This is a genomic window from Chryseobacterium carnipullorum, assembly GCF_900142785.1.
GTDB classification, from domain to species: domain Bacteria; phylum Bacteroidota; class Bacteroidia; order Flavobacteriales; family Weeksellaceae; genus Chryseobacterium; species Chryseobacterium carnipullorum.
In genome coordinates, this window is record NZ_FRCD01000027.1 from 24,449 (window position 1) to 44,437 (window position 19,989).

The window sequence follows — 19,989 nt, forward strand, 5'->3', positions numbered from 1 at the left end:
ATATGAAAAAACTTTTATTAACCTCAGCATTGGCCCTTTCAACTCTGTCGTTTGCCCAAATCGACTTTTCTAATACAAGATTCGGTGTCACGGCAGGAGGTAACTATTCCAGAGTAAGAAATGCCCATAACCCTTCTGGTCCCAGATACGCCTTTCAGGGTGGAGCTTTAGCTCTTATCCCGGTAGGAAAAGCAAACCAGTTCTATATACAACCGGAAGTCGTGTATTACGGTGCAGGAGAAACCGGAAAAGATAAAGATGCTAAAGGAAAAGATGGTTATGATGCTGTATATGGTAACAATTATCTGAGCGTACCTGTCTATTTTAAAGGATATTTTTCTGAAGCTGAATCAGAATTCTTTGGAATGATCGGTCCTAGATTTAACTTTCTGATGAATCAGAATGTTAAAAACGCACCGGTAGGAAGACCCTATTATGATCCGGATGTTACCGATCCTTTATATCCTTCAGTAAGCGGTAAAGCAGCAAGCTTTAATTTCGCCCTTGGATTAGGAGTAGGCTATAGTTATAAGAGACAACTGGAACTCACTCTTAAATATGATCTTGGTCTTTCAGATACCTATCCTGATCTTGCTAAAGAAAAGGGTGGTACCACTAAAGGCAAGTCTGAGCAGGTAATGAGCTTGAGCTTAAGCTATATTTTCAAATAGAATAACTCGTTATTCAACGATAAAAAATCCCGGAAATTGAATTTTCCGGGATTTTTGTTTTATATGACTAAAATTTGTCAGTAAATCTATCTATAGTGGCCTAGGAAGCTGTAGCGTTAAAAAAATTAAATCTTGATCCGTTAAAAAATTACCACTGTTTGAGTGCGGGTAGAATATTGAGTGGAAGAAGCACCAGTAAATCCGCACGAGTTTTGGGAATTTTAGGAGCAAGTTTTAATTTTTAGCGGAAGATTCCAGCCTTGAACTTTTGGTTCACTTTGTTTCAAGACAAAAGAACTTTTAGACTTATCCTCTGATCCACTTCCAGATCTCTTTTAAAGTCGCTTTATTACCATACATTAGAATGCCTACACGGTAAATTTTTCCAGCTAAGAAGATCATGAAAATAGTAGTAGCCAATAGCAGTACAATAGACAGAGCAATCTGCCACGCAGGAACACCGAAAGGTATTCTGGCAATCATGGCAACCGGTGATGTAAATGGAATAATAGACAGCCAGAAGCCCAAAGGACCGTCAGGATTGTTCATTAATGAAAAACTCCCGTACATCCCCAGAGTAAGCGGTAAAATCGCAAATAAAGTGAACTGCTGGGTCTCTGTTTCATTATCAACCGCAGAACCGATGGCTGCATATATTGAACTGTAGAAAATATATCCTAAAAGGAAAAATACAATGAAAACAAAGATAATCAACGGAAAATTCAGTTCTAATAAACTGTGCGAGATCTGAGTTGCGATCTGTGCGACGTCCAGCTTACTGGCAAGTTCTTCATTACCTCCCGGAATATTCTTCTGAAAAGATGAAAACCCCGTATTTAAAACCAATGCTCCTACCACCGACATCGAGATCCAGATCAGAAACTGCGTCAAAGCTACCAGAGTTACCCCTAATATTTTCCCCATCATCAGCTCAAAAGGTTTAACAGAAGAAATAATGATTTCTACCACACGGTTATTCTTCTCCTCCAGAACACTTCTCATCACCCTTACTCCGTAAATAATGATGAACATAAAGGTCACATACATTAAAAGAATACTCAAGCCGCTTTTTACTCCAAAAGCAAGGTCCGAATCTTCTTTATTGTTATTGGAAACATTAATCGTTTTTAAAGTAAAGCTTTTATCAAGACTGTTCAGCTGTGCTTCCTGGATTCCAAGTTGTTTGATTTTTTCTTTCTTGATGACTTCCGTAATATCCGAAACAATCTTCTGCTTCGTATCAAAGCCCATCTTTGCATTGACAATCAGTCTTGTGCTGTTTTCCAATCCGTTGTAATCATGATCCTTAAGTTCTGGAAGGATCAGAATGCCATCCAGTGACTCATTGTCTTTCAGATTATTGATCTTTGATTTCTCATCCGCAGCCGAAACAAATACATAGTTCAGTTTGTCATTAGATTTCAGATGGTCTTTAAAAAGCCCGCTTTTATCAACAACCTCAATGATGCTGTGTGATTCATTAGCTTTAAACATCAATCCAATGACAGCTCCAAATCCAACAAGTAACAGAGGAGCGAGCAGCGTTAATATAATGAAGGATTTTTTCTTAACCTGAGTAAGAAATTCCCTTTTTGTGATTAAAAAAATATTGTTCATAAAATTAAGAATGATTACTTACGGCATTAATAAACACTTCATTCATGCTCGGAATTCTCTCGTCGAATGATCTCACTTTTCCTATGTTGACAAGATCCAGAAGGATTTCATTTTGTCCGCTTTCATTTTTGAGATCAAAAGAAACCAGATTATTTTCATTAGAAAAATTAAAAATATCATACCTGCTTTTGAAACTGTTAAATTGAGCTTCATCTACCTCAGAAAGAGTAACGCCGAAAATATTTTTCTTGAATTTTTCTCTTACGTCAAAAACCCTTCCGTCGATGATTTTTTTAGAATGGTTAATCAGCGCCACATAGTCACACATTTCTTCTACACTTTCCATTCGGTGAGTAGAAAGGATGATGGTGGTTCCGTTATTTTTAAGATCGATAATCTGATCTTTAATTAAGTTCGCATTCACAGGGTCAAAACCTGAAAAAGGCTCATCGAGAATCAGAAGATGCGGACGGTGAAGGACAGTAACTACAAACTGGATCTTTTGTGCCATCCCTTTTGAAAGCTCTGAAAGTTTCTTTTTCCACCATTGATCGATATTCAGCTTTTCAAACCATTTTTTGGCTTCCTGTAAAGCATCGCTTTTGGTCATTCCTTTCAGTTCCCCGAAATAAAGGATCTGATCCCCCACGGTCATATTTTTGTATAAACCCCTTTCTTCAGGCATATAACCTATATCTCTGATGTGGCTTGGATTCAGCTTGTTCCCATTGATGAAGACATCTCCGGAATCAGCCTGTGTAATTTGGTTGATGATACGGATAAAAGAAGTTTTTCCGGCTCCGTTCGGGCCAAGAAGACCATAAATACTGCCTTGAGGTACATGGATGCTGAAATCATCCAATGCTACTTTATTCCCGGCACTATAGGTCTTTCTGATATGTTCAGCTTTAAGCATTAAATTGTTTTTACAATGAGTATAAAAAAGTCCTTAAAGTTACATAAATAATAGGGTAGAACTGCTGTAAAAGAAAAAATCCTGATGATTATCAGGATTAAATATTTATTGTTTTACAATTTGAGTCACCTTTTGGGTATTATCGCTTAAAATATAGCGAATCAGATATTTCCCGGGTTTTAATTTTTCAATATTAATCTCTCCGGAATTCATGTTGACAGAATAATTGGCTACCTGTGTTCCCAGAATTGAATAAAAGGTTACACTTTTGATCTTTAAAGCAGCATCTTTGGCCTTGATCAGAAGGAAATCTTTTGCTGGATTTGGATAAGCCACCAATACACCGTCATCAGACTTCTGTGTGATGGAACCCGGCTCTCTCAGCTGTGCTTGCATATTGTTGGAAAACCCAACGAAAGCGCCTGTAAATAGAAATAAAAGTAAAAGTTTTTTCATCAAATTATAATTTCTCGAATGTATTAAAACAAAAATAAACAATTCTACAATTCTATACAATAGTTTTTTATATAAGTTGTAGTAAATTTGTGGAAACTTATTCAAAAAGTATTCCAAAATGATACATTCAAGAAATAGAAGGCTTAGAGTTAATGAATCTATCAGAAGTTTAGTAAGAGAAAATATCCTTACAACTGATGATTTTGTAATGCCGATCTTCGTAATGGAGGGCGAAAACCAGCAGGAAGCGATCCCGTCTATGCCGGGGATCTTCAGGAGGAGTATAGATCTGACGGTGAAGGAATGTAAAGAATTATTTTCTTTAGGAGTAAAATCGGTCAATCTGTACATGAAAGTGTCAGAACATTTGAAAGACAATACCGGAAAAGAAGCTTGGAACAAAGACGGATTGATGCAGCAGACCATCAAAGCAATCAAGGATGCAGTTCCGGCAATGATTGTCATGCCTGATGTCGCTTTAGACCCTTATTCCATTTACGGACACGACGGAATCATCGAAAACGGAAAAATCATGAATGATGCGACCAATGATGCTTTGGCAAGAATGTCTGTATCCCATGCCGAAGCAGGAGCTGACATTGTGGCACCCAGTGATATGATGGACGGAAGAGTATTGGCGATCCGTGAAGCGTTGGAAGAAAGCGGATTTACAGACGTGGGAATTTTGAGCTATTCCGCAAAATATGCGAGTTCTTTCTACGGTCCGTTCAGAAGTGCTCTGGACAGTGCACCGAAAGACAATATGGAAATTCCTAAAGATAAAAAAACGTATCAGATGGATTTCCACAATTCCCGTGAAGCTTTAAATGAAGTGTATAAAGATATTGATGAAGGTGCTGATATTATTATGATCAAACCGGGACTTCCTTATCTGGATATTGTTTCCAAGATCCGTGAAGCGATTGATCTTCCGATAGCAGTTTACAACGTAAGCGGAGAATATGCCATGGTAAAAGCAGCTGCACAGAACGGTTGGCTGGATAATGATAAAACCATTATTGAAAGTCTTACCTGCTTCAAGAGAGCCGGAGCAGATCTGATCTTTACCTATTTTGCCAAGGAAGCAGCCATGATTTTAAATAAATAAAGATCATACCATCATAAAACAAAAAGCACCTCATTGTAATTGAGGTGTTTTTCTTGGCAAAATATTTTATTAATAAAAGGATAATAAATATGGATTACATGATGTTGAAATCTTTTCCTTTCGTAAATTTCGCAGCAAAAGGAGCCTGATTTCCAGAATATTTTAATACAAAATGTTTCTTCGTATCCGTATCTATTTTGGCATCCACCTCCACATTGGTCGTTTGGAAACTGACATCCAGTCCTACACCTGATTCTTTTTCAAGAAAGATTTCTACACTTTCTGCATAAAACAGCGAAGTACTCAGATAATTGAACTTGATATTCTTTCGGTACGTTTTAGATTGGTCCTGAGTAAACTGAGAATAGCTTCTCAGAATTTCAATTCCCGGAGAGTCAATGTTCGTCACCCGCGATTTTGTAACGCCGTTAACCCGTACAGAAAAGCTTTTTGCATTGTTGATATTCCCATTCACTCCAATGTTGAATAAAGAAGGAAGCGACAGGCCGTATTCCTCCATGCTGTCTTTTGTAAATTCAAAATCCGGGATGAGAGCAGGATGTTTTGGGGTATTCATCAGCTGCTGCTTTACGGTATTGAGGAGATCTCCGGAAAACAGAAATCCGATGAGGTTGTTTTCGGTAGTTCTCCAGTTTCGTCCGTTCCATTCAAAAATCTCACAGAGCAAGGTGTCTGCGGATGAGTGGGGAAGAAGATCCATATCCTGCCATTTGAAAACTTCCTTGGCATAAGGCCTTCTGTTCACAATATTGACACCCAGGTCCAGTGCAAGAAGATCGGTCAGGTCTTGATTATTTTCCATAATAACTTAATTCTTGATTTGATGGAATAAAAGTAGGAAATAAAATAATAAAGGTTTACAACCATCCTTTTTTCCCGTACACATACGTATCATCAAACTGCTTGTCACTCATAAAAAGATATAAAATACCCTCAATAAAAGGAATAACAGAAGCGGCACCACAAGTAATAATATTCAGACCCAGCTGAATTAGAGCCTCCTTTTTATACCCGAGATAAAATTTATTTAAAGCCAGCCAACCCACAAGAATTCCTAATAAAGCGGCCGGAATTCTCTTTTCTGAACGGTAAGGACCATTGTTTTGCTGATTCTGGCCATTTTCTGTTTTGGTATACCCGTAATTTTCCATTGCTAATTTGTTTGTGATGAGTAAAATAATTTTCTGATAGGTCGTAAAAAATGAATGGGAGTTACAGAATAGAGGTCTAAATTTTCGGCTTTTTTCAGTGAAAAGAGGTTGATCCGTTTTCAACATTGCGAAGCCTGTTTTATCAATCAATACTAAAAATAAAAGTCATTCATTCAAAAAACATTGGATAGAATGTATAATCTAAAATTTGAATTCAAAAAAACTTTATCTTTGCTCCTATGATTTTACGAGGAGAAAACTTAATCAAAGAATACGGTCCTAAAAAAGTAGTAAAAGGAGTTTCTGTACAGGTTGAACAGGGAGAAATTGTTGGTTTGCTTGGTCCAAACGGAGCAGGAAAGACTACTTCCTTTTATATGATTGTGGGATTGGTTAAGCCTACTTCAGGGAAAATCTTTCTTGATAAACAGGAAATCACTACCGATGCGATGTATCGTCGTGCTCAAAAGGGAATCGGTTATCTGGCGCAGGAAGCTTCTATTTTCAGAAAGTTGTCGGTAGAAGAAAATATCATGGGTGTTTTACAGCTCACCAAACTTTCGAGACGTGAACAGCAGATCAAATGTGATGAGCTGATCGAAGAATTTTCATTGCAGCACGTGCGTAAAAACCGTGGTGATCTTCTTTCCGGTGGGGAAAGACGTAGAACGGAAATTGCACGCTGTCTGGCTACCAGCCCGAACTTTATTCTCCTGGATGAACCTTTCGCAGGGGTAGACCCGATTGCGGTAGAGGATATTCAAAAGATTGTAAGAAGTCTGGTCGACAAAAATATCGGGATCCTGATCACCGACCACAACGTTCAGCAGACGTTAGCTATTACCAATAAAACCTACATCATGTTTGAAGGGAATATCCTGAAAGAAGGACTTCCGGAAGATCTCGCCAACGATCCTCAGGTAAGAGAGGCCTATCTTGGAGAAAACTTTGTCTATCAGAGTATTTTAGACAAACCGAAAAAGAAGAAATATATTTATAATATCTGGGCAGGTAATTTTGACTCAAAAGCACAGCTTCAGGGATTTGTAGATGAAAACTTCGGGCAGTTTGACGATCTTAGACTGATGTACGGTATCGAGGATTCCAGTTTCGCATCACTTGCCAATTCTGAAATTGAACATATTTTCAATGAAGTGGTAGACAAGAATGCTAATAATTCTTTTGTTTTCCAAAGAAAAGAACTGACCTCTCAGTATACTCTGGAACAGGCTGAAGCAGAATCTAAAGCGGTAAGCCAACCTGAACTGCATTATCTTACCACTTATTTTTACGAAGGATAAAAACCACAGATACTCTAAAAGTATTTGCTGAAAAATAGAATTAAGCGTACCTTTTCTCTCAGAAACGGTACGTTTTTTAGTTTAAATAACTTGTATGGCAAAACCTTTTAACAGAACAGTCACTTTATTTGGAGTGTATAAACAGCTGGTTCCATTTATCAGACCTTACCGTCCCATGATCTACTGGACGTTGTTTCTTACTTTTTTAGGAGCTCTTGCAGCACAGGTTAACCCTCTTGTATTAAAATATACGGTAGATGAGGTAACCAATCTTACCCATCTTCCGCATCCGATGTCGGAAGGTATTCATATTTTGGTGGTGATCTCGATTATTTTACTGGGAAAAGAGCTGCTCAATATTTTCATCAACTTCGGACAGAAATTTTATGGTGAAAAAATAAGGATCAATGTAAGTTCTGTTCTGGCACAGTCTGCCATCGACAAGATTCTGTCGTATAGAGTCGCCTATTTCAATGATGAGAATCACGAATCCGGAAAATTGCAGATCCGGATAGATCGGGGTATTGAAAGTTTAACGAAGCTGGTACAAAACTTTTTTATTGATATTTTGCCTCTTTTTTCCAATGCGATTATTGCTCTGATCATTATGTACATGCAGAATGTATATGTGGGATTGGTTTCTACGATCATTGTTCCGATTTATTTTTATATCAGTTCTCTTCAGGCAAAAAAATTGGGAGGAGTTCGTCGCCAGCTCAGAAATCAGAGGGAACGAAAAACTTCGGGATTGCTGAATCTGATCAATTCCATCATGGTAATCAAGAGTTTTGTACGGGAAAAATTTGAAGGTAAAAAGCAGTATGATCTACAGATGGAGCTGATGGAAAGCCAGATGTTCACAAGAAAAACCAACTTTATTTATGACGGTTTAAAAACATTTATTGAGCAGTTTGGAGTGGTTTTAATTATTCTTTTGACCGTTTACCTTGTATTGGATCAGAAGATGACCATAGGGGCAATCATGCTTCACATTATGCTTTTCAACAATATTTCGGCTCCTATCCGTCAGTTGCACAGAATCTATGATGATATGAATGACGCGATGATTTATGCTGAAGGATACTTTGAAATCCTGAATGCAGATGACGAAAAAGAGCAGAACGGAACCTATGTGGAAAAACAGATCAAAGGTAATTTTGAACTGAAAAATGTCAACTTTAGCTATCCGAACGGAACCCATGCTCTTCATGATATTTCTATGAAAATAGAAAATGGGAAAACCACAGCATTGGTAGGATTAAGTGGGGCTGGAAAATCTACGGTAATCAATCTTCTTTGCAAATTTTATCTTCCTGATTCCGGAAAAATTCTTCTGGACGGAGTTCATTTAAATGATTTTGATAATACTTTTCTTAGAAATGACCTTGGTCTCGTGCTTCAGAGAAACCATATTTTTCAGGGAAGTATAGAAGATAATATCCGTTACAGTGATATGAATGCGAGTTTTGAGGAAATTCAGGAAGCGTCCAGAAAAGCCTATCTCCATGAGCAGATCATGGATCTCGCGGATGGCTATCAGCATGATGCTACCCAGCTTTCCGGAGGGCAGCAGCAAAGAATTGCCATTGCGAGGCTATTCCTTAAAAATCCACCGATCATTTTCCTGGATGAGCCAACAGCCAGTCTGGATGCTATTGCTACAGAACAGATCAAAAACTCCCTTGATGCCATTAAAGAAGGCCGTACTGTAGTCATTATTTCTCATTCCCTTTCCCAGATTCTGGATTCCGACACCATTTATGTGATGAAAAAAGGAAGGGTAGTGGAAAACGGAACCCATGATGAATTAGTTCAGATGAATGGCACCTACCGGGAGATTTTTGATGCATCTGCGAGAAGTTTAAATCTTGACAAACTGGTGAATTCTTTTAAAGATAATTAATTTTAGTTTTTCTGTTTTTGCAAGGTTTTAGAAGCCAGGACGCACAGATTTAAATATTAAACTGTTTTAAGAGAAGAAAATCAAAGGTTTTCAGCAAGGTAAAGATGAGATTTTGTTATTCTTTGTATGGTGAGCCGTATATATCATAAAAGCAGAAAAATTTATATTTTACAGATCAAAAAAGATTGATAGATTTGTCCTGGCAATATGAACGATCACTATCTAAAAAAACTGGACAGAGTAACGGCAATTCTCACTCAATTACAATCAAAACCGATCGTAAGAGCACAGGATCTTGCCGCCAAGTTTGATGTCAGCATCCGGACGATCTATCGTGATGTGAAAACTCTTGAAAATGCCGGAATTCCCATCATAGGCGAAGCGGGCAGCGGTTATTCCCTGATGGATGGATACAAACTTTCACCCATTATGTTTACAAAAGAAGAAGTACTGAGCTTTATCACGGCCGAAAAACTGATGCAGAAATTTTCCCACCAAAGTCTTGGAAATCATTATCAGACCGCGATGGAAAAAGTACGGTCGGTACTTCGGCATTCAGATAAAAATCTGATTCAGAATATTGAAAAACAGATTCATGTTTTTAATGATCACACTCAGCCTGGTGACACGGTTAAAAATGTGATTCCCACAATTCTGGAAAGTATTGCCGATAAAACGCAGCTGGTTATTGAATATAAAACCGTTGATTCTACCGTAACGAACAGAACAGTGGAAGCAGTGGGTGTTTTCTTTGAATTCAATTACTGGTATATCATGGCTTTCTGTACGCTGAGAAAAGATTTCAGACAGTTCCGGGTCGACAGAATACTGCAGATCTTCAAAACTCAGACCTTATTTTCACAGGAATACGGACAAATTAATGATTACAGAAGATATTCCAACGGAGAGAAAACAAGAGTAAGGCTTTTAGTTGACAAAAAAATAATAGGGCATATTGTGAATTCCAGAAGATACTACGGGTTTATTGAAGAAACTGAAACCGAAAACGGGATCGAAATGATCTTTGATACAGAATGGATAGACGAAGGTTTTCCGCGCTGGGTGATTACTTTTGCAGATTATGCAACCGTTTTAGAACCGGAATCCTTAAAAACGAAACTCAGAAATCTGGCCTCAGAAATTTCCAAAAAGATGGAATAGAAAATAAAACTCCGGCTTCACATTCGTGAAGCCGGAGTTTTGGAAATTGATATGATTTGAATAAAGAAAATTTTAATTCAACTAATTAGCAAAAAAAAATAAAAACAGCAAAATCCGGTTATCTCTATTTAATAAATGGAAAATGGAAATGATGTGTTCTGTAATTCTGTGGTTTCCAATTTTTGTCTGAATTGAATCATCATTTTCAGTCTGAGTAAAGGCATTAATGATCCTAAAATCTCTCCCAAAAAAAAGGAGGTTCAATTCCTAAAGCTCTCAGATAGGTATATCCCTGGCCTCTGTGGTGAATTTCATTATCTACAAAATAAAGGATGTTCTGATACACCGGAAATTCGTACTGTCCGAATAGATTGAAAGTTTCCTGCATACGCTCTTCAGTGATCTGGTTGAAATAATGGTTGATCACTTCAGTTTCTTCATCCCATTTTTTCAAAATATCTTCTTTTGTTTTCGGGCTGAAACCATCTTCATTGTAAGCTTCCATATTCTTTTCAACAATTCCTTTTAAAGCGGATCCTCCAATGCCGATCAGTTCTCCTGCCAGTTTTGCGAAAGGCCTCATTCCGCCTATAGAAAATTCAAATAATTCTTTTTCAGGGAAAGCTTCTATTACTCTTCTTGTCAGGTTTCTGTGCCCTTGCCAGTGCTCCAATAATTGGTCAGAAGTCATAAACTGTTTTGTGGCTGTTGTTGTCGTTGTCATAATGGTATTGTTTTAATGTGTTATTGTTGATACAAAGGTAAGATGGGAGGATGACAACAGTTTGTCAGTAGGATTTTTGAAGGTGAAAAAAAATTTTTTTCTTTGCTAAAATATAAACCTGTGTTTCTCGTTTAAATGTTAAATTGCATCATTAAAAAGAATGCAACGTTATTAAAATCTCAAAATGAAGAAGTATATTTTGCCTGTTATTCCTGTTTTTCTATTAATGTCATGCAGTAAGATTGAAGAGAAAATAGATCAGACTGTTCAGAAAACCACAGAAACGGTGCAGCAGAAAGCTCAACAGGCAGTGGAAGAGACCGTGAAGAAAACGGTGAGTGAATCCATTAATTCTTTAACCAATTCTCAGGACGTGAAATTTAATCAGGTATTCCCTGATGGAGGAAAATCTGTCGTTGCAGAAGAGACCGGAAAGAAATTTAAATTTCCGAACGGTTCCGAAGGATATATTTTTAAATACAAATCAGACATCGCCATATTGCTTCCTTTTCTTGAGAAGCAACCCACTACCGATGAAAACCGATCAGATAAAACCGCCCGTAAAATAGACGGACAAAGCATCATTGACAAAATAAGTTTTGTCTCCAAATTTCTTCCTGAAAATACTTTTGACACCAGCTTTGTGGAAGATATTAAAAATGATAAAGATATAGAATATTATAAACTGAAAAGGTTTCCCAACAACAGTACGATAATCTATAACCCAAAAAACCAGACCATCATACAATACGTAGAGGTAAATAAATAATTTGTGAGTGGCCGGATTTATCCGGTCATTTTTTTTTGATTAAATCTATGTAAATTCAATACGAATGGGATACATCCCGTTTAGAAAAATAGTCACATCAATTCGGCTCTGGCCAAAACCTATTCGTAACATCTAAAAATTTACATCTGTGCAATCCGTGGTGAAATGAAATTAAAAATATCCTTCGTGAACTGCATTTGTAAATCTTCAGTTGACACCTGAAATGACAACGTGTAATAAAAACAGATAGTATTAGCTATGTCATCCTGAGCGCAGTCGAAGGATTCTCTCATTCAATCAATAATAGGGCTATAACTGTACGGAGATAAAACTATAAATCATTCCTACATTTTACTTTTTACATTGTACAAAATAAAGTATTTTAGTACGATGAAAATTTATACTAAAACAGGAGATAAAGGACAGACCGCTTTATATGGTGGTACAAGAGTTTCCAAAGCCAGTGCCAGAGTTGACAGCTACGGAAATATAGATGAGCTTAATTCATTCATTGGTATTTCTAAAAGTCATATTGAGGATGAAGACGTTTTGAGGCAGTTGAAAAAAATCCAGTTTGATCTGTTTACCGTAGGTTCAGAAGCTGCTACACCGGTGGATAAATTAATGTTGGCCAACGGAAAATCCCGTCTGCCATTGGTTATTTCAGATACGGAGATTGAAGAACTGGAAAATTGGATGGATGCTTTTGAAGATAAGCTGGAGCCTCTTCAATATTTTATTCTTCCAGGCGGTGGAAAACCGGCAACATTTTTACATGCGGCAAGAACCATCTGCAGAAGAGCAGAACGTTCCCTTGTATTCTTAAACGAATCTGAAGAAGTACGTCCTGAACTGATCAAATACCTGAACAGACTATCTGATTACCTTTTTGTTTTGGCAAGATATATTTCAAAAATCAACAACGAACCTGAAGAATACTGGAATCCGAATGAGAGATAAAGTATTACTTTTTATCAATGGAGATCACCCAAAAAACCTTCCGGATCCCGATCAATATGGTTTGATTGCCTGTACTGACGGTGCTTTTCATTACTTGAAGCAGTTAGGTTTTCCTTTAGACAAGCTGGATTTTATTTCCGGTGATTTTGATTCCCATTCGGGATCGGATGAAAGTGTTTATGAGGATAAATTTATTTTGACTTTGGATCAGGATAAAACAGACTTTCATAAAGCTCTGGAAATTATTCTGGAAAAAGGCTTTACCAATGTTGATGTTTTTGGAGGAAGCGGAGGTGAACAGGATCATTTTTTAGGAAATCTAACGGTTGCTTATGCTTTTAAAGATAAAATGAATCTTAAATTCTATGACGAATTTTCAGAATATTATTTTGTTCCGAACAATTTTAAGCTGAAAGGCGTTAAAAATAAAATGATTTCATTGTATCCTTTTCCCTCTGTCGGAAATATGACCACAACAGGATTAAACTGGCCATTAACCCATGCAAGTCTAAGCATCACTTCAAGAATCGGAACCAGGAATTTTGCGGTTGAAGATGAGGTTTCCATTCAGTATGAATCCGGAGATCTGTTGTTTTTTGTAGGAATTAATGAAATAGAATACCCCTCAATATATTGAAACAATTCATAAAAATACCAGTCCTGCTCATCGCAATATTTTGTGTTTCTTCCTGTAAAACACAGGATTTTATGAAACCTGAATATGGAAAAAGTGAAACCGGAAATCCTATTGAAATCAAAAAAGTAAATAATTTTCGGACGGTAGGAAATATCAAAAATTCTGAGGGCCGGACCTTAAAAGAAGGGATATTCTACAGAAGCGGACATCTTCATCAACTCAAGAGAAAATCATTCAAAAAATTGGAAAATCTGGGAATAAAAGAGGTGATTGATCTTAGAAATTCAAAAGAAATATCTGATAAACCCGACCAGCTTCCCACTGATATTATATATAAAAAATATTCGGCTTTTAAAGATGAAGGAGATCAGCTTACTAAGGCAAAAAAGCTTGTTTTAAAAGGAAAAGTAAATGGTGCTGATGCGGATAAAAGAATGATTGATTTCTACCGCGAATACGTTACGGAGAACCCTGAAGTAATCAAAAAAATAATTACTGAAATTCTGGAGTCCGATCATCCGGTTCTTTATCACTGTACTGCCGGAAAAGACAGAACAGGAATTACTACGGCTTTAATTTTAACGATTTTAAAATTTGATAAGGCCACTATTTACAATGACTACCTTTTATCCAATAATTACAGGAGTAAACTGGTTGTTAAAAGGCTGAAACTGGCAGATAATCTGCATTTTCTATATCCTAAAATGGATATCAAAGTTTTGGAAAAATTAAGTTGGGTGGAACCTGCTTACCTGGATGCAGCCTTTGATGAAATCAATAAGAAATATGGCTCAACGAATGCTTATATTCAACAGGTTCTGGGTATTTCACAAAATATGAGGGAGGAATATGTTAAGAAGTTCACGAATCAATAATCTGTAGAGGTTTTTACAGGATGTCATTTTTAAATTTATAATAAATTTAACGCTTAAAAATCAAACTTTTTTAGCAATTTTGCATTTCGTAATTCACTTGTCAAGAAATGAAAATAAAGTACTCGGAACTTATTGATCAGACATTGTATTTTCCTACAGAGGAATTTAATGTTTCTGAGAACAATTTGTTATTTCACGATGTTCCTTTAATGGAAGTCGTTGAAAAATTTGGCACCCCGCTAAAAATTAGCTACCTGCCAAGAATTTCTCAAAATATCCAAAAGGCGAAAAGCTGGTTTAGGGAAGCTTTTGAGAAAGCCGAATATAAAAAGAATTATACCTACTGCTACTGTACAAAATCCAGTCATTTCAATTTTGTGCTTGAAGAAGCTCTAAAGAATGATATTTCTATCGAAACTTCTTCAGCATACGACATGGATATTGTCAAATCTCTATATGGGAAAGGTAAAGTAGATAAAAATATTGAGGTCATCTGTAATGGATTCAAGACTGACGATTATCTGGCGAAAATTTCCGAGATGATTAACAGTGGTTTTGAAAATATTACCCCGATCCTGGATAACTACCGTGAGCTGGATAAGCTTACAGAAAGTATTGATACCACATTCGATATCGGGATCAGAATTGCTTCAGAGGAAGAACCTAAATTTGAATTCTATACCTCAAGGTTAGGGATCGGATATAGAGATATTATTCCTTATTACAGCCAGAAGATCGCGGAGCACCCGAATGCGAGACTGAAAATGCTTCATTTCTTCATTAATACCGGGATCAAAGACACTGCGTATTACTGGAATGAATTGTACAAATGTCTTCGCGTATATGCACGTTTGAAGAAAATTGCTCCGGAAGTGGATTCACTGAACATTGGTGGAGGTTTCCCTATCAAAACTTCTTTAAACTTCGAGTACGACTATCAGTATATGGTTGAAGAAATCGTTTCTCAGATCAAAAAGTTCTGTGAAGAGGAAGGAGTGGAAGAACCTAATATTTATACGGAATTCGGAAGTTTTACGGTTGGAGAAAGTGGGGCAAACCTTTACAAGATCATTTCTCAGAAACGTCAGAACGACAGAGAAAAGTGGAATATGATTGATTCTTCATTCATGACTACACTTCCTGATACATGGGCAATCTCCAGACACTTCATTATGCTTCCATTGAACAGATGGGAAGATACCTATGAAAGGGTGTTCCTGGGTGGACTGACCTGTGATTCTGACGATTATTATAATTCTGAACAGCATACAAATGCCATTTATCTGCCTGTTTTCAGTGATACAAAACCTCTGTATATCGGATTTTTCCATACTGGAGCGTACCAGGAAACAATTGGAGGGTACGGAGGTGTTCACCACTGTCTGATGCCTCAGCCAAGACACGTCCTGATCCAGAAAGATGAAAACGGTGAGCTTCAGTATGAAGTTTTCCGTGAGAAACAGGAACCGGAAGATATTTTGAAAATCTTAGGGTACAAATAAAACTACTGTCATTACGAGGAACGAAGTGACAAAGCCATCTCAACTTAATGATCTTAACAACTCAATTGTCTCTTAATGTTTTAATTTTTAACCATTAAGTTTTTTATTAAGGATTAAGAACCATTAAGAATCTTCTCTTCTCTTCGCTTCAGATGATAAGACCAAAATATAAAGATAAAAGCTCTCAAATTTTGAGAGCTTTTTTCATTTAAAAATATTTTGAAAGCTTATCCAGTTCCAGTTCTTCATAATCTGAAACGACAATGTCCGCTAAGGTATAATCCTGATTTTTTGAATGTGGACTTCTGTAGGCAGCACAGAAAATTTCTGCTCTGCTTGCCGCCAGAATTCCGTTCGTAGAGTCTTCAATCACCATACAGTTTGTAACAGGCTCTTCTGCCATTTCTGATGCTAAAAGAAATACCTCCGGATGAGGTTTCGACTCTTTCAAAGCTGCACCGCTAATTTTTCCACTGAAATACTGCTCAAGACCAAACTTTTCAAAAACCATGTTGATGGTAACCATCGTCGCCGAGGAAGCGAGAATAAGCTTAATTCCGTTCTCATGGTAATGTTTGATCAATTCTCTTACTCCCGGAATAAGATCAAACTCATCATCATTATCAAAATAATCTTTAAAATGAGCTCTTTTGATCGCGGCAATGTCTTCGTAGGAATGGGCTAAATTATATTTCTGGATCAGCGTTTCAGCCACTCTTTTTGTGGAAGCTCCGGTAAAAGAGGTGTATAATTCTTCAGAAACACTAATTTCCAGTTCGTTAAACGTTTTAAAATAAGCTTTTCTGTGAAGTGGTTCCGTATCTACAATAACCCCGTCCATATCGAAAAGAACAGCTTTTAAAGGCATATTTTGTTTTTTACAAAAGTAGGGAATTGGTTTGAAAGGGGAAAGAGGAGGGGAGTCAAGAATCAAGATTTTAGATTTCAGACACAAGACATCAGATGATAATTCATCAGCTTAATTACTACTAACCAGCAACTGACAATCAGTTTGAAACTCTAAAAGCCTCAAACCCTCTTACTCTCAAACTCACAAACCCGGATCCTGCACCCCGAAACTAATAACTAATAATTAATAACTCATAACTCATAATTCAACTCAAACAGTATTTCGTATCTTTGCCCCGAATATTTCAATCTTTAAATCATTTAAATTTTTAAATAAAACATGAGAACATACGCAGGAATTCCTGAAGAAAATGCAACGTTAGAGAACTCTAAAGTAATGCTGGTAACCGTTCCTTACGATGGAACTTCAACTTGGGGAAAAGGAGCTGATAAAGGCCCGGAATTATTCCTTGATGCTTCCGAAAATATGGAGCTTTATGATATTGAAACAGGAACGGAGCCTTTCCTTGACGGAGTATATCTGGCAGGAGAAATTTCTGAAAACTCAAGCCCTGAAGCAATGACAGAAGCGGTATACCAAAAAACAAAAGAGCTTTTGAACAACGAAGGAAAAGTATTTACCCTTTTTGGAGGAGAACATTCTGTATCTATCGGTTCTATCCGTGCCGTAGGAGAGAAGTTTGAAAACCTTACTGTTCTTCAGCTGGATGCCCACACCGACTTACGTCCTGAATTCCATGGTTCTACTTCTAACCATGCCTGTGCGGTTTTTGAAGCGAATCAGAAGCATAACTTAGTTCAGGTGGGAATCCGTTCTATGGATGCTGAAGAAGCGGAATATCTGCCGGAAGGAAGAGTGTTTTTCGCCCATGAGATCGCAAACAATGACAACTGGGTGAATGATGTTTTGGAAAAAGTTTCAGGAAATGTGTATATCACGATTGACCTTGATGCTTTCGATCCTTCTATTGCTCCATCTACAGGGACGCCTGAGCCAGGCGGTCTTCAGTGGTATCCTACATTGGAATTATTGAGAAAAGTATTTGAAAAATGTAATGTGGTAGCCTTTGATATCGTAGAATTAATGGATTCTCCGATGGCGAAGCCAACTGCTTTCTTAGCGGCTAAGTTATACTACAAAATGCTTGCTTACAACCATATTTATAACAACAACAACTAAAATTCCGCAAGAATCAGATTTTTTCTGCCCTGTATTCTTCGGAAATTTGTGAGGTAAAAAAGAAATAGTATGTCCGCACAAAGTCAGATCGATTACAACAGAATTGCCAAAGCGATAGCGTATATCCAGGACAATTTCAGGCTTCAGCCAGGTTTGGAGGAAGTGGCAGAGAATATTCACTTAAGTCCGGCTCACTTTCAGAAGATATTCACGGAATGGGCAGGAACAAGTCCGAAGAAATTTTTACAGTTCATCAGTCTTGAACATGCTAAAAATTTACTGAAGGAAGACAAAGCAACTTTATCTGATACCGCCTACGAGACGGGACTTTCCAGCACAAGCAGGCTTCATGACCTCTTTGTGAACATTGAAGGAATGTCTCCGGCGGAATATAAAAACGGCGGAAAAAGCCTGAACATCAACTACAGTTTTTCCAACAGTCCTTTTGGATCTGTAATGGCAGCATCTACTGAAAAAGGGATCTGCTACATGGCTTTTGAAGACGATAAACAAACAGCATTGGGAAATTTAATACATACTTTTCCCAATGCTTCTTTTTTTGAAAGACAGGATACTCTTCAAAAAAATGCACTCTCTATATTTGATAAAGACTGGACGAAACTCAGCATGATTAAACTTCATTTAAAAGGAACAGATTTCCAGCTTAAAGTTTGGGAAAGTCTGCTTTCTATCCCAATGGGAAAGCTCTCTACCTATGGCAGTCTGGCACAAAAGGTTGGAAATCCGAAAGCGTCCAGAGCGGTGGGAACAGCGATTGGAAGTAATCCTGTTGCTTTTCTTATTCCCTGTCACCGGGTGATACAATCTACAGGAAATCTGGGTGGCTACCGATGGGGAAGTGAAAGGAAGCAGCTAATGGTAGGCTGGGAAAGTTCCCATATTTACTCTGAAAATTCTATTTTGCTTTAATTATTATTTAAACCACAAAAGTCACAAAAGCGTTACGTTTTATTTTAAAAGTTGAATATTTTTAAGTAAAAAAGTTCACAAAATATAACCTGGAGTTTTTTAGCTTTCGTTTATATGAATATCAGATTTAAGTTTTGGCTAAAGGCTGATTGGATGTTTTTTATTTATAAAACAGAAAATACATATATTTAGAAAGATGAGTACTGAATAAAATCTCTGATTTTCAAAAAAACTTAAGTGCGCTTTATTCAACGTTTTAATAATAACTTAAAAAACTTAAGTGTTAAAAACTTTTGCGACTTTTGTGGTTTAAATAAAACTGTAATTATAAAATCTAATGACTCATTCATACTTTTTACAAACTCAAAATCATGAATAACCTGTTTGAAGAAATATCAGAATATCCTTTGAATATTCTTCCGAATGACGGAACAGTCCATTATTACGGAACAGTATTTAACAAAGAAAGATCAGATTTCTTTTATGATTATCTACTCAATCAAATCCCATGGGAAAATGATGAAGCAGTGATCTTTGGAAAATTAATTTTAACGAAGAGAAAAGTAGCCTGGTTCGGAGAAAAAGCCTTTGAATATACCTATTCAAAACGGACAAAATATGCAAAATTCTGGACTCCGGAATTACTCGAACTGAAGAAAAAGTGTGAGGAAGTTTCCGGAGAAACATACAATTCCTGCCTTCTCAATTTATACCATGACGGAAGCGAAGGAATGGCCTACCACAGCGACGGAGAAAAGGATCTTAAAAAACACGGAGCCATTGCATCCCTGACTTTCGGTGCAGAAAGAAAGTTTTTATTTAAACATAAAACCACCAAAGAGAAAGTGGAAATATTCCTCGAAAACGGAAGTCTTTTGATCATGAAAGGGACAACACAGGAAAACTGGCTGCACAGACTTCCGCCAACCACCAAAGTGAAAACCCCAAGAGTGAATCTTACTTTCAGAACGATTGAAGAATAATAAAATCGTGATTTCGGAACCTTTGTCAACATTTTTTTGTTAAGAATGGCATTACGATTATCTCTTTTGGTAAATAAGGTTTTACAAATGGTGGCTAAGGCACTAGAAGCTACCCTCTCCAAATGACATAAAAAAATCCGGTCGCTCAATTTCTCGAAGTAGACTGCACCCCAAAGTTTAGACAAAATTAAACAATATTATTATATGAAAGAGTTCGGTACTGTACCGGACTCTTTCCTTTTAGATTAAGTCTT

19 protein-coding genes and 1 pseudogene are annotated in these 19,989 nt (G+C 37.1%); 13 read left to right on the forward strand and 7 right to left on the reverse strand.

Annotated elements, in window-relative coordinates; all coding sequences use genetic code 11:
• Nucleotides 1-2 precede the first annotated feature (2 nt).
• Nucleotides 3-671, forward strand: coding sequence for a porin family protein (locus BUC06_RS21955; RefSeq protein WP_073336562.1), 669 nt, complete (start codon nucleotides 3-5; stop codon nucleotides 669-671).
• Between the two features lie 306 nt (nucleotides 672-977).
• Here the strand turns inward: BUC06_RS21955 and BUC06_RS21960 are convergent, their stop codons facing one another.
• From BUC06_RS21960 to BUC06_RS21970, 3 genes are all read right to left on the reverse strand, one after another.
• Nucleotides 978-2,288 carry an ABC transporter permease gene (locus BUC06_RS21960; RefSeq protein WP_073336564.1) on the reverse strand — a complete coding sequence of 437 codons (1,311 nt, stop codon included), beginning with the start codon at nucleotides 2,286-2,288 and terminating at the stop codon, nucleotides 978-980.
• A 4-nt stretch (nucleotides 2,289-2,292) separates the two neighbouring features.
• On the reverse strand, nucleotides 2,293-3,204 hold the full coding sequence (locus tag BUC06_RS21965) for an ABC transporter ATP-binding protein (protein WP_073336566.1): 912 nt from the start codon (nucleotides 3,202-3,204) through the stop codon (nucleotides 2,293-2,295).
• 105 nt (nucleotides 3,205-3,309) lie between these two features.
• Nucleotides 3,310-3,660, reverse strand: coding sequence for a T9SS type A sorting domain-containing protein (locus tag BUC06_RS21970; RefSeq protein ID WP_073336568.1), 351 nt, complete (start codon nucleotides 3,658-3,660; stop codon nucleotides 3,310-3,312).
• A 118-nt stretch (nucleotides 3,661-3,778) separates the two neighbouring features.
• Between BUC06_RS21970 and hemB the strand changes: the two genes are divergently transcribed.
• Complete coding sequence (gene hemB / locus BUC06_RS21975) at nucleotides 3,779-4,768, forward strand: porphobilinogen synthase (RefSeq protein WP_073336570.1); 990 nt, start codon at nucleotides 3,779-3,781, stop codon at nucleotides 4,766-4,768.
• A 94-nt stretch (nucleotides 4,769-4,862) separates the two neighbouring features.
• On the opposite strand, the gene BUC06_RS21980 is transcribed toward hemB, so the two are convergent.
• Together BUC06_RS21980 and BUC06_RS21985 are read right to left on the reverse strand one after the other, a co-directional pair.
• The gene (locus BUC06_RS21980; protein WP_073336572.1) at nucleotides 4,863-5,591 is read right to left on the reverse strand and encodes a hypothetical protein; all 729 of its coding nucleotides are present in this window, start codon (nucleotides 5,589-5,591) and stop codon (nucleotides 4,863-4,865) included.
• 55 nt (nucleotides 5,592-5,646) lie between these two features.
• Nucleotides 5,647-5,940, reverse strand: coding sequence for a TM2 domain-containing protein (locus BUC06_RS21985; RefSeq protein ID WP_073336598.1), 294 nt, complete (start codon nucleotides 5,938-5,940; stop codon nucleotides 5,647-5,649).
• Nucleotides 5,941-6,179: 239 nt separating this feature from the next.
• Here BUC06_RS21985 and lptB point away from each other — a divergent pair.
• The 3 genes and pseudogenes from lptB to BUC06_RS22000 form a co-directional block, all read left to right on the forward strand.
• A pseudogene (gene lptB, locus BUC06_RS21990) lies at nucleotides 6,180-6,905 on the forward strand (LPS export ABC transporter ATP-binding protein); the annotation flags it as partial.
• A 511-nt stretch (nucleotides 6,906-7,416) separates the two neighbouring features.
• On the forward strand, nucleotides 7,417-9,144 hold the full coding sequence (locus tag BUC06_RS21995) for an ABC transporter ATP-binding protein (protein WP_073336600.1): 1,728 nt from the start codon (nucleotides 7,417-7,419) through the stop codon (nucleotides 9,142-9,144).
• 207 nt (nucleotides 9,145-9,351) lie between these two features.
• Nucleotides 9,352-10,305, forward strand: coding sequence for a helix-turn-helix transcriptional regulator (locus tag BUC06_RS22000; protein ID WP_073336576.1), 954 nt, complete (start codon nucleotides 9,352-9,354; stop codon nucleotides 10,303-10,305).
• Nucleotides 10,306-10,537: 232 nt separating this feature from the next.
• On the opposite strand, the gene BUC06_RS22005 is transcribed toward BUC06_RS22000, so the two are convergent.
• Nucleotides 10,538-11,029, reverse strand: a complete 492-nt coding sequence (locus BUC06_RS22005) for a DinB family protein (RefSeq protein WP_073336578.1) — start codon at nucleotides 11,027-11,029, stop codon at nucleotides 10,538-10,540.
• 184 nt (nucleotides 11,030-11,213) lie between these two features.
• On the opposite strand from BUC06_RS22005, the gene BUC06_RS22010 reads away from it, so the two are divergent.
• From BUC06_RS22010 to BUC06_RS22030, 5 genes are all read left to right on the forward strand, one after another.
• Complete coding sequence (locus BUC06_RS22010) at nucleotides 11,214-11,798, forward strand: hypothetical protein (protein ID WP_123878860.1); 585 nt, start codon at nucleotides 11,214-11,216, stop codon at nucleotides 11,796-11,798.
• A 390-nt stretch (nucleotides 11,799-12,188) separates the two neighbouring features.
• Nucleotides 12,189-12,758, forward strand: coding sequence for a cob(I)yrinic acid a,c-diamide adenosyltransferase (locus tag BUC06_RS22015; protein ID WP_073336582.1), 570 nt, complete (start codon nucleotides 12,189-12,191; stop codon nucleotides 12,756-12,758).
• A complete protein-coding gene (locus BUC06_RS22020; protein WP_073336584.1) occupies nucleotides 12,748-13,395 on the forward strand; it encodes a thiamine diphosphokinase in 648 nt (215 codons plus the stop codon). Before BUC06_RS22015 ends, BUC06_RS22020 begins: the two co-directional genes overlap by 11 nt.
• Nucleotides 13,396-13,466: 71 nt before the next feature.
• A complete protein-coding gene (locus tag BUC06_RS22025) occupies nucleotides 13,467-14,270 on the forward strand; it encodes a tyrosine-protein phosphatase (RefSeq protein ID WP_083564164.1) in 804 nt (267 codons plus the stop codon).
• Nucleotides 14,271-14,377: 107 nt separating this feature from the next.
• Complete coding sequence (locus BUC06_RS22030; RefSeq protein ID WP_034731926.1) at nucleotides 14,378-15,772, forward strand: type III PLP-dependent enzyme domain-containing protein; 1,395 nt, start codon at nucleotides 14,378-14,380, stop codon at nucleotides 15,770-15,772.
• 208 nt (nucleotides 15,773-15,980) lie between these two features.
• Here the strand turns inward: BUC06_RS22030 and BUC06_RS22035 are convergent, their stop codons facing one another.
• The gene (locus BUC06_RS22035) at nucleotides 15,981-16,640 is read right to left on the reverse strand and encodes an HAD family hydrolase (RefSeq protein WP_073336588.1); all 660 of its coding nucleotides are present in this window, start codon (nucleotides 16,638-16,640) and stop codon (nucleotides 15,981-15,983) included.
• Between the two features lie 321 nt (nucleotides 16,641-16,961).
• On the opposite strand from BUC06_RS22035, the gene speB reads away from it, so the two are divergent.
• From speB to BUC06_RS22050, 3 genes are all read left to right on the forward strand, one after another.
• Entirely contained in the window at nucleotides 16,962-17,822 is an 861-nt protein-coding gene (gene speB / locus BUC06_RS22040) for an agmatinase (RefSeq protein ID WP_073336590.1), read from the forward strand.
• A 69-nt stretch (nucleotides 17,823-17,891) separates the two neighbouring features.
• A complete protein-coding gene (locus tag BUC06_RS22045; RefSeq protein ID WP_073336592.1) occupies nucleotides 17,892-18,752 on the forward strand; it encodes a bifunctional helix-turn-helix domain-containing protein/methylated-DNA--[protein]-cysteine S-methyltransferase in 861 nt (286 codons plus the stop codon).
• Between the two features lie 371 nt (nucleotides 18,753-19,123).
• Nucleotides 19,124-19,735 (forward strand): alpha-ketoglutarate-dependent dioxygenase AlkB family protein, encoded by a 612-nt coding sequence (locus tag BUC06_RS22050; protein ID WP_073336594.1) that lies wholly within the window; start codon nucleotides 19,124-19,126, stop codon nucleotides 19,733-19,735.
• Nucleotides 19,736-19,989: the final 254 nt, after the last annotated feature.

Coding starts and splice junctions, on each gene's coding strand:
- BUC06_RS21955 (WP_073336562.1), top strand. CDS start 3: ATGAAAAAACTTTTATTAACCTCAGCATTGGCCCTTTCAACTCTGTCG.
- BUC06_RS21960 (WP_073336564.1), bottom strand. CDS start 2,288: ATGAACAATATTTTTTTAATCACAAAAAGGGAATTTCTTACTCAGGTT.
- BUC06_RS21965 (WP_073336566.1), bottom strand. CDS start 3,204: ATGCTTAAAGCTGAACATATCAGAAAGACCTATAGTGCCGGGAATAAA.
- BUC06_RS21970 (WP_073336568.1), bottom strand. CDS start 3,660: ATGAAAAAACTTTTACTTTTATTTCTATTTACAGGCGCTTTCGTTGGG.
- hemB (WP_073336570.1), top strand. CDS start 3,779: ATGATACATTCAAGAAATAGAAGGCTTAGAGTTAATGAATCTATCAGA.
- BUC06_RS21980 (WP_073336572.1), bottom strand. CDS start 5,591: ATGGAAAATAATCAAGACCTGACCGATCTTCTTGCACTGGACCTGGGT.
- BUC06_RS21985 (WP_073336598.1), bottom strand. CDS start 5,940: ATGGAAAATTACGGGTATACCAAAACAGAAAATGGCCAGAATCAGCAA.
- BUC06_RS21995 (WP_073336600.1), top strand. CDS start 7,417: ATGATCTACTGGACGTTGTTTCTTACTTTTTTAGGAGCTCTTGCAGCA.
- BUC06_RS22000 (WP_073336576.1), top strand. CDS start 9,352: ATGAACGATCACTATCTAAAAAAACTGGACAGAGTAACGGCAATTCTC.
- BUC06_RS22005 (WP_073336578.1), bottom strand. CDS start 11,029: ATGACAACGACAACAACAGCCACAAAACAGTTTATGACTTCTGACCAA.
- BUC06_RS22010 (WP_123878860.1), top strand. CDS start 11,214: ATGAAGAAGTATATTTTGCCTGTTATTCCTGTTTTTCTATTAATGTCA.
- BUC06_RS22015 (WP_073336582.1), top strand. CDS start 12,189: ATGAAAATTTATACTAAAACAGGAGATAAAGGACAGACCGCTTTATAT.
- BUC06_RS22020 (WP_073336584.1), top strand. CDS start 12,748: ATGAGAGATAAAGTATTACTTTTTATCAATGGAGATCACCCAAAAAAC.
- BUC06_RS22025 (WP_083564164.1), top strand. CDS start 13,467: ATGAAACCTGAATATGGAAAAAGTGAAACCGGAAATCCTATTGAAATC.
- BUC06_RS22030 (WP_034731926.1), top strand. CDS start 14,378: ATGAAAATAAAGTACTCGGAACTTATTGATCAGACATTGTATTTTCCT.
- BUC06_RS22035 (WP_073336588.1), bottom strand. CDS start 16,640: ATGCCTTTAAAAGCTGTTCTTTTCGATATGGACGGGGTTATTGTAGAT.
- speB (WP_073336590.1), top strand. CDS start 16,962: ATGAGAACATACGCAGGAATTCCTGAAGAAAATGCAACGTTAGAGAAC.
- BUC06_RS22045 (WP_073336592.1), top strand. CDS start 17,892: ATGTCCGCACAAAGTCAGATCGATTACAACAGAATTGCCAAAGCGATA.
- BUC06_RS22050 (WP_073336594.1), top strand. CDS start 19,124: ATGAATAACCTGTTTGAAGAAATATCAGAATATCCTTTGAATATTCTT.